Below are 13,646 nucleotides of genomic sequence, written 5' to 3' on the forward strand. Positions count from 1 at the left end.
TCAGATTACATCACTATATATTCTTGCTCATGACCCCGACCAGCTGGCTCATACGAGTCATTAGGTTCCCTAAATTGCGTTTCTCATCGCTATTAAACTGGGACCACAGGTTACTGATGTTTTCATTGTATACGGGCAGGACTTTCTTCATAAGCTCGAGTCCAGTTTCCGTTAAAACGATGCGATAGGAACGACTGTCACCCGCGTTTTGTTGGGGTTGGATCCAGCCGGCTTGCTTGAGATTTGAAATGATCGCCGAAATCGTCGCATTCGTTACTCCCACGGCTTTCGCTGTCTCTGTTGGAGTCATCCCTTCCGGACTATTATAAAGAAGGTTCAAAATCACGAAGCGTGTCGTCGTCAGTTTGTATTCCTGGAAGAACTCTTCCAAAGCTGTCTCAAAATCGATCGTTAACTTACTGAATAATATATGGAGCTGCATTTCTTCAGACATACTCTTCTCCCCGAGCAGGTTTGTTATAAAAACTTTATCCCCCAAATGTTGCAGAATTGTGGAATTGGACACACTGACGACTGTCTAACGTTTTACGTCCTTTTAATTCGATGCCCCATGTTGATACGTTTTAAACGATTATAAGCGAGGCGGCGCATGGCACGGGATGGCATGGACCTTGAGTAGTACCTAGGTGAGACGTTTTTTTTAACGAAAGAGGGATTATATGAAAACGAAATATTTGCTTACGATTCTGCTTACAGGAATGACCTTATTTCTCGCGAACTGCTCTAAGAGCAATAGCAATGGTGCTTCCACTTCAAATGGCACTTACAACTCTTGTGCTGCTGGTTCTGTTTGGGTTACTCAAACGAACTCATGCTTGCCAACAGCTGTATGTACTCAAAATGGTTTGAGCGCAGACTATGGTTACAACCAAGCGACGAACCAATGTATCCAAGGTACTTACTCCAATGGAACTACGACTTCTGGCTCACCAACATGTAACGGTATGTCAGGTTATGTATCTGTCAACGGGACTTGCTTGCCTGAACAAGGTTGCACTCAGTACCGAGGCCAAAACAATGTTCCTTACTATGGTTACCGCTCAAACGGCGGTCAATGGGCATGTTATCCACAAGGCTACAACGGTCAGTGGTATAACTAAAACCTCAGCTGGCACGAACAAAGTCAGCGGGTTTCCCTCACCTTAAAAACTTTGGCTGACCCTTTACCGGGTCGGCCGTGTCTGCTCCTGCACTTTCAAATGACAACCTTTCCTATCTGAAATTTGCGCTGAACCTTACAACGTCCCTATACTCCGATCTCTATCCAAACTTTCTTATGAGAATCCGGAGCACATCATGAAATCATGTTTTAAAATTTTCTTCGCAGTTCTATTCTTTTCTCCCCTTTCACAAGCCATCGAACTTAATATTTTACAACCCAACTACCGCTGCCAATCAAAAGAGTTCGTCACCGACAATACTTTGGCTCTTATCGTTTTGCAGGACAAAGTTTCCGGCTTGAACCATATCGAAATCGAACAAGCCTGGTTCGGGGGTCTTCGCAGAGCTTACTTTGAAGTTTCTGAACGAGTTGAAAAAAATGGCGATCGCCAGCCCGTAATCTTTGAGGGCTTCGGTATTAAACTAGCCATCGAGCACGCCGCCTCCACCGCCTCCGAGCAACACCCTCTGCAAGCGGTCTTGCAAATTCCCTTAGGCAACGGCGAAGTCAAAAGTGAAGCGCTGATTTGTGAGTCACTGCTTTAATCGTATTTTTTCGCAGTTTTACAGAAATCAAATAGCCGACGATAATGATATTAAAAGCCGTGATGACAACCTTCCACCACGCATACCCTTCGGCTATTTTGATTATTTCAAAGGGCAGATAAATTCCCCCAGAAAAGATCGCCAACCACTCGGCCCAGGATCTTTCCTTCCACAATCCATAGGCTTCTGTAAAACGAATCACAGAGTAAACCGCAGCAAGAATTGCAAGTTCCCAAAGCTCTCTGTCATTCAGGTTTTTAAAAATTTCAATAAAGACAGACTTATAGTAAGAACTGTTTTCGAGTCCTAAGTGATGCGCTATATGATGGACGTTTGCGACACCAATCCCCAGGAGGACAACGACTCCTCCTTTGGCAGCTTCAAATACGGCAACTAACTTCAATCCACTCATCTTTTCAAACTGCCCGTTTCAGATTCAACAGACACTATGTATTCATGCAAGAACTATTGACGACTTTCGAGCTTTTCCATGAACTCACTATGTGAAACATCTTAAACACTTTCTTATTTTTGTTCTTCTTTCATGTTTCTTTGGTTCCTTCGCCAACTCTGCTGAAGAACAAATTTTAAGTCCCCGGGCTCACCTTGAAGGAAAGCCTTATCCGAACTTTACGCATAAAGAAAATGAATCCGAAGCGCCCCATCGCGAATGGGAGTGGAGCCTACCCATTTTTGCTCAGCGGGTGATCGACAAAGGTTTCAATCTTCCACGTCCCTATGGATTGAGTTTAATTTATGGTCAACTGTCTCAAGGGTTTAATATCGAAAACCTCAAAGTGGCTTTTGACGGCTCATCTGATTTAACACCAGTCGATTTTATCAATTTTAGTAACACGCAAATCAACAATACCACGTGGCAGTTGAAACTCGATGCATGGCTTTTTCCATTTTTAAATCTATTTGGGATCCTGGGATACATTCATGGAGATGGAAGTGTGCCTTTGAATATTGCATATAAGGACATTTATAATATGGTACTGCCGGGGAATCCCTGTAACGTCGGCAGTCCTCCGGCATTTTGTCAGGGATATATCAATGCCGTAGCACCTATTAACTTTCACGGTTACAGTTTGGGTATCGGCATCATTCTGGCCGGAGGTTACAAAGACTGGTTCTTTGCGATGCCAGCCACTTATGTTGAAAGCGACGTGAACGTTTCAGATACCAACCCTCGCGCGATCAACATCACTCCCCGTATTGGTTACAACATTAAAACGGAATCTCACGGCAAGTTCGGTGTTTATCTCGGTCTGAACTACTTTAATTCCGACGTCACTTTAAGCGGCACTTACACTTTACCATTGTCAGGAACTTCTATCGGCAGAGACGTGCCTGTGCGCTATTCTTTAAAAGAAACACCTCTTGATAATTGGAATGCTGTTGGCGGAGTAAATTGGGAGCTGAGCGAATTTTGGTCCATCGTCATGGAAATCGGGCACAGTCAAAACCGTGACACCACCACATTTAATTTTGCTTATCGATTTTAGGGGGAGCTATGGTTTTGCTGCTCATTGCCCTCGCCTCACTGATCGGAATGCACAACGCAACTCCGAACCCTCCCCCCCTTCCGTTACATATCGAACTGGATGCCGGGGTTTTGGCAGTCACGGGCAAGAACGACACTCAAAGCATCAACTCCAATTTAGACGTTCAGTATGATTTTGATCGAAACACCTTGAAAGTTGCAGGTGACTACTTAAATTCCTCAACAGAAGGCGTTGACTCTGCTCTGCATTGGACTGCGGGGGCTAGATATGAAAATGAATTCATCACCGCTTCTCGCATCTATTTGGACTATTATTCTGAAGCCGATCCTTTTATTGGTTACGTTCAGCGCAATAACGAAGGCCTGGGTTATCAGTATGCGATTCACAAAGATTCCACTGTTTTTTGGTGGGCAGAAATTGGTTACTTACACAGTGACACCAATATCGTGAATCGAACTGAAGTATTTGAAAGCAAAGCGCGCTTTGCTTCGGGAGTCGCATGGCGATTTGATACGACTTGGTCTCTTGAAGGCGAACTAGAATATCTATTCAACTTAACTTATGCGAATGAAGATCTGATGAGTTATGAGTTCGCATTGACCAGTTTGATCAATTCAAAATTTGCGATTCGTACGGCCTATATCATGCGCCATATGGAAAATCCCTATCAGGGATCCCGCGATCAAGGTACGACCATGTTAAGTCTGGTTGCAACATTTTGATGAGAATTGACATGACAGGTGTCAATTTTAACCATGTTTTGTATATTTAAGTCATGGACACAACAGCTTTAGAAATTTTGAAATTTTGGTTTGAAGAAACAGAACCCCGCCTGTGGTTTGCAAAGGATCAAGATTTTGACAGTCTGATCCGTCAGCGTTTTTCCGACGTTTATGCCAAGGCCGAAAAGTGTGAGTTGTACTTGTGGAGAAAAAATCCTCGCGGACGTCTTGCAGAAATCATTATCCTCGATCAATTTTCCCGCAATATGTTCCGCGATACTCCGCGAGCTTTTAAGAACGATACGTTGGCTCTAACCCTCGCTCAAGAGGCTGTGGCCTCCGGGGATGATCAAAAACTAAAACCTCAGGAACGTGCCTTTATCTATTTACCTTATATGCATAGTGAATCCGAAGTGATTCACCACGAAGCCATGCGCCTTTTCTCGCAGCAGGGCTTAGAAAATAATTTAGAGTTCGAATTGGCTCATAAGAGCATCATTGATCGCTTTGGCCGATACCCTTACCGCAACGAGATCTTGGGAAGGGAATCGACCCGCGAGGAACTGGAATTCTTGAAAATGCCCGGATCTAGCTTTTAAGCGGCCTTTTTTCCGACAACCTCAACCGCAATATTATTAACCATCAGCTCAAGATTACTTGCCTGGGCTGACATCTCTTCAGATGTCGCAGCGGTTTCCTCAGCCGCAGCCGAGAATGCCTGCGTTTGGCGCTCTAACACTTCCATGGACTTATAAATGGACTGAATGCCATCGGTTTGATCGCGGGTTGTTGCCGCGATCTCCTGATTGAGCACACTCACCTTCTTAACCGAAGAAACAATCTGGCTAAGCACTTCATCGCTTTTCACCGCAAGGTCCAACGAGATCTTGGTTTGATTTACATTGTTAGTCACAACCAATTTCACTTCCTTGGCAGCTTCCGCTGATTTCAGGGAAAGACTGCGAACGGCATCGGCCACCACCGCAAATCCACGCCCCTGCTCGCCAGCACGGGCCGCTTCAACGGCTGCATTTAATGCCAGTAAGTTCGTTTGAAAAGCGATGTCATCAATAATATCCATGGCAGAAGCGATTTCGTTTGAGATCTTAGACATGGCATTGATGGATTCCATCAATCGACGAATTTCATCGGCACCTGTAGCTGCGCCTTCCTCTGATTTCTGAGCCAGGCCCGCGGCCTGGTTGGCACGTTCCTGATTCGCACCGACGACTTCATTAAGGTTTCTTACGGCACCCAGTGTGTCTTCGATTTTCGCAGCCGACTCCACCGAACCTTGGGCCACATTTTGACCCGCACTGGAAAGCATGTTCGAGGCTTCTTTCACCTGCTTAGAGGCATCGCTGGTGTCAAGTACCGTGCGCGACAGGAATTTCATCAATTGATTTGAAAACGTTGCAAACAGAGCAAAGGCTAAAAGCGACGCGATCCCAAAACCAATCATCACTTTCGTGCGAAACGTGTTCACCAAAGTTTCCACGTCATCGACATACACACCCGTACCAACAACCCACTTCCAGGGTTTGAACTGACGAACGAAGCTGATTTTAGGCTCTGGTTTTGGCGCCCCTGGCTTAGGCCACATATAACTGACAAACCCTTCGGCCGCCGGAGTCTGTGCCATCAATGCGAACTCCCGAAACAAATGCACACCATTCGGGTCCGCCATTTCACCCACGTCTTTACCGTTGAGTTCCGGTTTAATCGGATGCATCAGAACGTTGGGTTGAAAGTCATTCACCCAAAAGTACTCTTTGCCGGAATAACGGAATTTAGAAATGGCCGCCAAAGCCTGAGCTTTGGCTTCATCTTCGGTCAGCTTTTTTTCTTCAAAAAGTTTGTAGTACTGTTCGATAGTATTCGACGCAAGATCCACGGTATTGCGCAACATCACGCGGCGATCTTCATACATATTGTCGCGAACCAACGGCATTAAATAAAACAGAACAATCGCCCACAAAGGAATAATGGCAGCGACAAGCAAAGCCAACGTCTTAAACCTATAGCTGCGACCTTTCCAGATACGTACATTCATGAGAATCCTCCAAAAGTTTTGTAACCCGAACATATTCGGGTGATTCCACCCGGGGCTGAAGATATCTCTGACTATCTCGAGGGATTCTAATTTTATTGTCCCACTTTGATAGATCCTCGATTAGAATAACGGCGATAAGGAACACACAACCATGCCTCACTTACGATTTCGCGGAATGAAAGAAGAACACGTCTCGGAACTCAGCCAATCCCTGGTTAAAGACCTGGCCCAATCAATCGAAACTTCTGAAGATAATTTTTCTTTTGAACTCATTCAGACTCAGTACTTTTCTAAAGGCAACCGCGGCGGAGCTTACCCCTTCGTCGAAGTTTTATGGTTCCAACGTTCACAAGAAATCCAAGATAAGAGTGCTAAGATCATCACAGAAAAAATTAAAAAGCTGTGTCCACAAGATGACATTGCAGTTGTCTTCGTACCACTAGCCAAAAACAGCTACTATGAAAACGGCGAGCATTTCTAGTTGCTCATGAAATTTTCTTAATTTGATCAATCTTACCGTTTATCAATACATTCTGGTTTTTAAAAGTTAAGTAATAAAAGCCAAGAGAGTATTATGAGCGTTAAGATTCCCCTTCAGCCGATTCCGGTTTTGAACTTCATTTCTGGTCAGTTCAAAGCTGGTAACGGTTTCAAACAAAGCATTCACTCCCCTCACAATGGAGCATTGATCGGCGAAGTCCATCACTCGACAAAAGAGGATGTTCAGCACGCCGTACAGGCCGCAATCGCCGCGCAAAAAAAGTGGGCCGCGACGCCAATCAAGGAACGTAGCAAAATTCTTTTTAACTTAAGACAAATTTTAATGCGCGACTTAGATGAAATCGCACATCTGAAAAGCTCTGAATCCGGTAAGACTTTTCTTGAGGGCAAAGCGGGTCTTTTAAAAGGCATTGAAGTTTTAGAATTTGCGACATCCATTCAAAACTTGGATAACGGCGGGAAACTTGAAGTTTCCCGTGGAGTGACTTGTGAATACCGCAGACAAGCTTTAGGCGTCGTGGCTAGCATCACTCCCTTTAATTTTCCTGCGATGGTTCCGTTCTGGACAATTCCAACGGCGCTGGCTTTAGGAAATGCCTATATTTGGAAACCTTCTGAAAAAACTCCACTGACATCTTTAAAGATTGCGGAAGCCATGTCTGAAGCCGGACTTCCTGAAGGAGTTTTTCAAGTTCTGCAAGGTGGAACTGAAACTTCACAAGCCTTGATCGATCACCCAGAAATACAAGCTATCGCATTTGTGGGTTCTACTCCCGTGGCACGTCAGGTTTATCAGCGCGGCACTCAGCTTGGAAAACGTGTTCTTGCGCTGGGTGGAGCGAAAAATCACATCGTTCTTTTACCCGATGCTCAACCTGATATTGCCGGCCCTGGAATTTCTGATTCCTTTACGGGTTGTGCGGGTCAACGCTGTATGGCTGCCGCAGTCCTATTGGCGGTCGGCGACGTGGAAATACATATTCAAAAAATCCTGGAACGCGCCCGCTCTTTAGAGCTTGGAAAAGATATGGGAGCTTTGATTAACAAGTCGCAGATTGAATTTTTGAATCAGCAAATTCAAAAAGCCGTCAATGAGGGCGCTAAAATTTTATTGGACGGCAGAAAAGCGATACCACCCCCGGGCCAGGAAAATGGCAATTGGATGGGACCGACGATTCTAGATCATGTTTCACCCGATCAAGACATCGCAAAATTAGAACTTTTTGGACCGGTCCTTTGTATCATTCGCTGCAAAGACATTTCTGAAGCGATGATGATCGAAAACTCTTCAAGAATGGGCAATGCCTGTGCGGTATTCACCTCCTCTGGAACGCTGGCAGAGAAAGTCATTTCTTTGGCGTCAACGGGAATGGTGGGTGTGAATGTCGGGGTTCCCGTTCCGCGCGAGCCATTTTCATTCGGAGGAATTCATGAATCCAAGTTCGGTCACGGCGATATCACGGGCGTTTCGTCATTGGATTTCTGGTCAAACTTAAAAAAAGTCACCGTCAAATGGGACCAACAACACGACAATAATTGGATGTCATAATATGTACGAACCTAAAAGATCACCTCACGTCGTTCTTACCTCTCACTCAAGTCACGTTTTCAAAGAAAGCTTACCGATCCATTGGGGGGCCACCACTCCCATGGAGCGTGGACCAATTATCGGTTCTTTGACGGATACGAAAAAACGAAATGCTATTGGAACTCATAGCGGGAGTTATACGGTTTACCGTGCACTTTCGATTGCGCAAAAACGTTATTCCACTTCTCACCGCCCGGATTTGAACAACACGCAAAGCCCGGTAAAAATCGGTCCTTTTCCGTCGTGGCAGGATCCTGACAAAATCGTGTCCCTGGATCCCTGGGGTTTTGACGTTCCGATGCATTTCAAAGAAGCCTATGCCTGTGGCTATGATGTGCGCCCCACAATTGCGGTGACTCAGGCTCGTTTGCAAATTCCTGAAATTAACGAAGCGATCGATAAAGGCCGTCTAAAAATTGACGGTAAAATTATCACTGAAGCTCGCGACATCAAGGTCACAAAAGTCGCGATTGAACCCGTGTGGTACTTACCAGGGATCGCCAAAAGATTAGGCGTTGAGGAAGGTGACCTTAGAAAAATTCTTTTTCAAGAAACTGGCGGCATGTTCCCGGAACTAGTCACTCGCCCAGATTTAAAAGTGATGTTGCCACCGATAGGTTCCACCACAGTTTATATTTTTGGTGAAACCGCAGATCTGGCGAATCCTGAAATCGAGCTCACTTGTCGTGTACATGACGAATGTAACGGATCAGATGTGTTTGGTTCAGACATTTGTACCTGCCGCCCTTATTTGATTTATGGAATCGAGGATGCCGTTCGCACGGCGCAGCGCGGAGGCGTGGGACTTATTGCTTACTACCGTAAAGAAGGCCGCGCCCTTGGCGAAGTGACGAAATTCCTGGTTTACAATGCTCGTAAACGCCAAGCCGGAGGAGACTCCGCTGCGACCTACTTCCATCGCACCGAATGTGTTGCCGGGGTTGAGGACGCGCGATTCCAAGAATTGATGCCAGACATTTTAAATTTCTTTGGAATCACGAAAATCCACAATCTGCACTCGATGAGCAATATGAAATATGATGCCATCGTGAAAAGCGGCATCACCGTGGTGAACCGTATTTCTATTCCTGACAATTTGATTCCTGCCGATGCGCAGGTCGAAATGGAAGCGAAAAAGGCTGCCGGATACTTTAATCCCGGCGCACAGAAAACAGCCCAAGAACTGGCTATGGTTCAAGGAAGAGGAATCGATGAACAATACTAGTGATCAAGTTATCGACGTGAATTTCTTGCTGTCCCCGCAAGCAGTTCGCCATAGTGCTGAAAAAATCTTGGACTTAACAATCAAAGATCAAACTCACTTTCGCTATCATCCTGAAAAGATGCCGGCGGTTGTGGATTACGTTCTGCAAGTGATTCGTGAAAACTATCCTGAACTCAACATTCCGTTTCACTCTCGCTGGGGGCACTTCCGGGCGGGTAACGTGGATCGCACTTTGTGGCTGAAAAAGCGCATTCAACATCTGGATCCTTTGGAACAAGCGCGTATCAAACTTGATCTCGTCATTCCTTCTGTATTGTTGGATGCTGGAGCCGGCAATATCTGGTCCTTTAAAGAGGAAAGTACGGGGAAGATCTTCCAACGCTCTGAGGGACTGGGGATTGCCAGTTTCTATCTGTTCATCATTGGTTATCTTTCTGATGATTTGGATGAACCATTGCAAGCCACTGATTTGGGCTTACAAACTTTAAGCCGTGAAGCTTTAAGCAAAATCTTTCAGGTCACCGAAAGAAATCCACTCGTGGGCATCGAGGGACGCCTGCAACTGATTCAAAACCTGGGGCGCACCGTTGCCGAGAAAAAGAATATTTTCCCGCTGGGTCGTCCGGGCAGCATGGTTGATTATCTCAGAGCGAAATACGGCATGAAGCTCACTGGGCCTCAGTTACTTCGCGCAGTTCTTGATGGTTTGGGTGATATTTGGCCCGGCCGCTTGCAAGTCGACGGAGTGAATCTGGGAGACACTTGGCACTATGACAAAATCCCGGGGGGCCTTGCCTGCTTCCATAAGCTTTCTCAGTGGATGACTTATTCATTGATGGAACCCTTGATGGAAGCTGGATTTGAACTGACAGAGGTCGATCAATTGACGGGCCTGGCGGAGTATCGCAACGGGGGCCTGCTGTTAGATCGCGGTTTGATTTCTTTGAAAGATCCTAAACTGGCTGACGTCTCCCACTCCCCCGATTCTGAAATCATCGTGGAATGGCGTGGATTAACGGTTAGCCTCCTAGACCGCATCGGTCAGGCCGTTCAAAAAGAACTACACAAGGATCCAGCTGATTTCCCCTTGGCAAAAGTTCTTGAGGGAGGCACTTGGTGGGCGGGTCGCAAGGCTGCAAAAGTGCTTCGTCCCGATGGCTCCCCTCCTTTGAAAATTCAAAGTGACGGGACTGTTTTTTAATTTTTTCAATAGAGGTTTTTCAAATGCACGCACGCACGAAAGTTATCAATCACCCCCTTCTTCGCCATAAGCTTGGGTATTTGCGCGATCGCAACACCTACTCTCACGAATTCCGTGAAATGGTCAAAGAGGTCACTAAGATTTTGGTTTATGAAGCCATGAAAGACTGGATTCATATGGAAAAGATCAATATCGATACGCCCATGGCCAGGGCGACGGCTTATCGAATCAGCAACCCTCCCATTGTGGTATCGGTGATGCGAGCCGGGAACGGAATGTTGGATGCCGCTTTAAGCATGATCCCCTTTGCCAGCACCGGTTTTATTGGCATTTACCGAGATAAATTCATCAATAATACCGTGGAGTACTATTTCAAAATGCCTCAGGAAGTTCTGGGCAAAGAAGTGCTTCTTTGCGACCCTTTGATTGCGACAGCAGATACCATTATCGCGGCCATTGACCGCCTTAAAAACTATGGAGTCGGTCGAATCAAAGTTTTATCGATTCTAGCGAGTGAACAAGGCCTTGAAAAGATCCATCATTTTCACCCTGACGTAGAAGTGTTGACTCTAGATATAGAAACAGAGATGAATGAAGCCGGCTATCTGGTCCCAGGCTTAGGCGACGCTGGAGACAGGCTTTTTCAAACCAAGTAGGTACTCATGAATACACAGTGGCAACGACCTCATATTATCGGAGTGGCTGGTGGCAGTGGCTCGGGGAAAACCTATTTTGCCCGTGAACTTCAAAACCTCTTGGGAAAAGATCATTGTTCGATTCTGTATCAGGATAACTATTATCATGACCAATCCGCGCGTTTTGATGGTGATGGGGGCTCTGTGAATTTCGATCATCCAGAAAGTTTGGATTTTGCTCTTTTGGCAGAGGGTCTTCGTACACTCAAGCAGGGTAAAACTCTTTCTGTGCCTCTTTATGACTTTGTCACTCACACCCGCAAAGTCGAAACTGAGTCCAAAGAACCAACAAGAATCGTTTTAGTTGATGGCATCTTAATTCTCCACTCACCAGAAGTGCGTGCCGAGTTAGACGAAGCGATCTACTTTGATACTCCTGAGTTCATTCGCTTTGAACGTCGCTTGCAACGCGATGTTGAAGAGCGTGGCCGCACTCCAGAAGGCGTGCGCAAACAGTTTGATCTTCAAGTCCGTCCTATGCACAATATGTTTGTCGAGCCTTCGAAAGAACACGCTCACCGAGTTATCAAGGATCACGAAGATTATCATCGTGCCTTGGCGCAAGTTCGCTTGCATCTCGCAACTAAATTCAACATTTGAGAGGCAACCTGATGAACCAAAATTCCGAAATGACCCGAACACTTGGCTTTATTCCCGTGTTATCTCTGGTCATCGGAACGATATTGGGAACAGGGGTTTTTCTTAAAGCTGCAATCATGTCCCAATATCTGGGAAATTCCATGTGGGTTCTGATCGCTTATGTTGTGGCCGGCTTGCTATCTTTGGCGGGTGCTTTGACGTACGCCGAGATTGGAATTCTTTTTCCACGCGCAGGCGGCGAATACGTGTATTTGAAAGAAGCCTTTGGCGAAATGCCCGCTTACCTTTATGGCTGGCAAAGATTCTGGGTGAGTGCTCCGGGCACGATCGCGGCCTATGCCGTGGGAACTGCGACCTTTGCAGCACCGATCTTGAACCTTGATTGGATGGGTGGACAAAAGGGCTTTGCCATCATCTTAATCGTTCTTTTCTCCTGCCTGAACTGTTTAAACGTGCAACTGAATGGCCGCCTGGCTTCGGTTATGACATTCTTAAAAGTCGCGATGCTGGTTTTCATTATCGGTGGCGTGATGTTCCTTTCTAAATCAGGCACTCATGAAAACTTGATGGCGTCGGGCACCACCTTCCCTGGATTCAGTGCTTTTGGTGCAGCCTTGTTAGCGGCCCTATGGGCTTACGACGGCTGGAACAATATGCCGATGGTAGCGGGTGAAATTAAAAATCCATCTCGCAACATCCCTTGGGGGTTAGGCTTGGGAGTTTTAGTGATCCTGGGACTGTATGCTTTGATTCACTACTGCTATTTTTATGCTTTGCCTTTTAATGAAGTACTGACGGCAAACTCCAAAGTGAATCCGCAAGCTCTTCCCGTGGCTGCCAAAGTGGCCCAAAGCTTTATGGGTCCCGCTGGAGTGCTGTTCTTAGGTATCGCAATGATGTTCTCGGCGATTGGAGCCATGAATGCTTCGATCTTAACGAACGCCCGTGTGCCTTATGCGATGGCGAAAGATGGTTTGTTTGCGACCTCGATGGCGAAGCTTCACCCTAAAACAGAATCACCTTACGTGGCGATCCTGGTGCAAGCGGTGTTCTCTGTGATTCTGGCTATGTCAGGATCCTTTGATCAGCTGACAGACTATGTGGTTTTTGCTTCGTGGATTTTCTATGCCTTGGTAACGGCTTCTGTCTTTAAATTCAGAAAAACAATGCCCGATGCTCCCCGTTCTTACAAAACCTGGGGATATCCAGTGGTGCCAGTGGTGTTCTTAATCTTAGCAGTGCTGTTATTGATTAACACGCTTTGGACAAGCCCGCAGGAAAGCATGTGGGGCTTGGTCATCATTATGGCGGGAGCTCCAGTTTACTATATCCAAAAAAAGTACTTCGCCGTCGTTCCGCAAAGAGCGACTGAGTAAAGTCTATTCCTCTTTGGCACCCGGTTCTGGCTGATTTCTCATATGATCAGCCAGATTCAAAAGGGAATGCAAAAGCTCACTTCTCATCGGCTCTTGAATACCCACATCTTCAAATGCATGAACCATGCAAAGCATCCATTGATCACGTTCAGATTTTCCGATGGCAAAAGGAAAGTGGCGCATGCGCAGACGAGGGTGACCAAAACGTTCCTGGAACAAATTCGGTCCTCCCAACCAGCCCGATAAAAACATAAAAAGTTTTTCTTCAGAGCCGCGAAGATTTTCAGGATGCATATCACGAATCACCTTCACTTCCGCCATCGTGTCCATGATCTCGTAAAAGCGCTGGCAAATCTTCCTTACCACCGGCTCCCCGCCTATCAATTCATACATCATTTTTTCCTGAGACATAGTTCACCACGCTTTAAGATAATTTCCGCAGTGAACCT

16 protein-coding genes are annotated in these 13,646 nt (G+C 46.1%); 12 read left to right on the forward strand and 4 right to left on the reverse strand.

All coding sequences use genetic code 11. The annotated features are described in order from the left end of the window. Positions 1-13 precede the first annotated feature (13 nt). Positions 14-454, reverse strand: a complete 441-nt coding sequence (locus HW988_RS12815; protein WP_181604639.1) for a MarR family winged helix-turn-helix transcriptional regulator — start codon at positions 452-454, stop codon at positions 14-16. A 226-nt stretch (positions 455-680) separates the two neighbouring features. On the opposite strand from HW988_RS12815, the gene HW988_RS12820 reads away from it, so the two are divergent. Together HW988_RS12820 and HW988_RS12825 are read left to right on the forward strand one after the other, a co-directional pair. Next, positions 681-1,121: a hypothetical protein gene (locus tag HW988_RS12820; protein WP_181604640.1), complete on the forward strand. Its 441-nt coding sequence runs from the start codon at positions 681-683 to the stop codon at positions 1,119-1,121. Between the two features lie 196 nt (positions 1,122-1,317). Beyond that, a complete protein-coding gene (locus HW988_RS12825; RefSeq protein ID WP_181604641.1) occupies positions 1,318-1,728 on the forward strand; it encodes a hypothetical protein in 411 nt (136 codons plus the stop codon). Here HW988_RS12825 and HW988_RS12830 read toward each other — a convergent pair. Next, positions 1,691-2,140: a DUF2127 domain-containing protein gene (locus HW988_RS12830; RefSeq protein WP_181604642.1), complete on the reverse strand. Its 450-nt coding sequence runs from the start codon at positions 2,138-2,140 to the stop codon at positions 1,691-1,693. The genes HW988_RS12825 and HW988_RS12830 overlap by 38 nt on opposite strands. Before the next feature lie 91 nt (positions 2,141-2,231). On the opposite strand from HW988_RS12830, the gene HW988_RS12835 reads away from it, so the two are divergent. Genes HW988_RS12835 through HW988_RS12845 form a run of 3 tightly spaced genes read left to right on the forward strand, consistent with a single transcriptional unit; the run spans position 2,232 to position 4,557 of the window. Then, positions 2,232-3,236 carry a hypothetical protein gene (locus tag HW988_RS12835; protein WP_181604643.1) on the forward strand — a complete coding sequence of 335 codons (1,005 nt, stop codon included), beginning with the start codon at positions 2,232-2,234 and terminating at the stop codon, positions 3,234-3,236. Positions 3,237-3,244: 8 nt separating this feature from the next. Continuing rightward, positions 3,245-3,958, forward strand: a complete 714-nt coding sequence (locus HW988_RS12840; RefSeq protein ID WP_181604644.1) for a DUF481 domain-containing protein — start codon at positions 3,245-3,247, stop codon at positions 3,956-3,958. Between the two features lie 53 nt (positions 3,959-4,011). Continuing rightward, complete coding sequence (locus tag HW988_RS12845; RefSeq protein WP_181604645.1) at positions 4,012-4,557, forward strand: DUF924 family protein; 546 nt, start codon at positions 4,012-4,014, stop codon at positions 4,555-4,557. On the opposite strand, the gene HW988_RS12850 is transcribed toward HW988_RS12845, so the two are convergent. Beyond that, positions 4,554-6,011: a cache domain-containing protein gene (locus tag HW988_RS12850; RefSeq protein WP_181604646.1), complete on the reverse strand. Its 1,458-nt coding sequence runs from the start codon at positions 6,009-6,011 to the stop codon at positions 4,554-4,556. The two genes, HW988_RS12845 and HW988_RS12850, sit on opposite strands and share 4 nt — an antisense overlap. A 151-nt stretch (positions 6,012-6,162) precedes the next feature. Between HW988_RS12850 and HW988_RS12855 the strand changes: the two genes are divergently transcribed. From HW988_RS12855 to HW988_RS12885, 7 genes are all read left to right on the forward strand, one after another. Further along, the gene (locus tag HW988_RS12855; protein ID WP_181604647.1) at positions 6,163-6,492 is read left to right on the forward strand and encodes a DUF1904 domain-containing protein; all 330 of its coding nucleotides are present in this window, start codon (positions 6,163-6,165) and stop codon (positions 6,490-6,492) included. A gap of 93 nt (positions 6,493-6,585) precedes the next feature. Further along, positions 6,586-8,061: an aldehyde dehydrogenase family protein gene (locus HW988_RS12860; RefSeq protein WP_181604648.1), complete on the forward strand. Its 1,476-nt coding sequence runs from the start codon at positions 6,586-6,588 to the stop codon at positions 8,059-8,061. 1 nt (position 8,062) lies between these two features. Further along, the gene (locus HW988_RS12865) at positions 8,063-9,325 is read left to right on the forward strand and encodes a GTP cyclohydrolase II (protein WP_181604649.1); all 1,263 of its coding nucleotides are present in this window, start codon (positions 8,063-8,065) and stop codon (positions 9,323-9,325) included. Further along, the gene (locus HW988_RS12870) at positions 9,312-10,526 is read left to right on the forward strand and encodes a URC4/urg3 family protein (protein ID WP_181604650.1); all 1,215 of its coding nucleotides are present in this window, start codon (positions 9,312-9,314) and stop codon (positions 10,524-10,526) included. The genes HW988_RS12865 and HW988_RS12870 overlap by 14 nt, the downstream gene beginning before the upstream one ends. Positions 10,527-10,549: 23 nt before the next feature. Then, a complete protein-coding gene (upp, locus tag HW988_RS12875) occupies positions 10,550-11,182 on the forward strand; it encodes a uracil phosphoribosyltransferase (RefSeq protein WP_181604651.1) in 633 nt (210 codons plus the stop codon). Between the two features lie 6 nt (positions 11,183-11,188). Further along, positions 11,189-11,821, forward strand: a complete 633-nt coding sequence (gene udk / locus HW988_RS12880; protein WP_181604652.1) for a uridine kinase — start codon at positions 11,189-11,191, stop codon at positions 11,819-11,821. 11 nt (positions 11,822-11,832) lie between these two features. Continuing rightward, complete coding sequence (locus HW988_RS12885) at positions 11,833-13,197, forward strand: APC family permease (RefSeq protein WP_220128737.1); 1,365 nt, start codon at positions 11,833-11,835, stop codon at positions 13,195-13,197. Between the two features lie 3 nt (positions 13,198-13,200). Here HW988_RS12885 and HW988_RS12890 read toward each other — a convergent pair whose 3' ends face one another. After that, the gene (locus HW988_RS12890) at positions 13,201-13,608 is read right to left on the reverse strand and encodes a group II truncated hemoglobin (protein ID WP_181604654.1); all 408 of its coding nucleotides are present in this window, start codon (positions 13,606-13,608) and stop codon (positions 13,201-13,203) included. Positions 13,609-13,646 lie beyond the last annotated feature (38 nt).

This window comes from Bdellovibrio sp. KM01, from assembly GCF_013752535.1.
Lineage (GTDB): Bacteria > Bdellovibrionota > Bdellovibrionia > Bdellovibrionales > Bdellovibrionaceae > Bdellovibrio.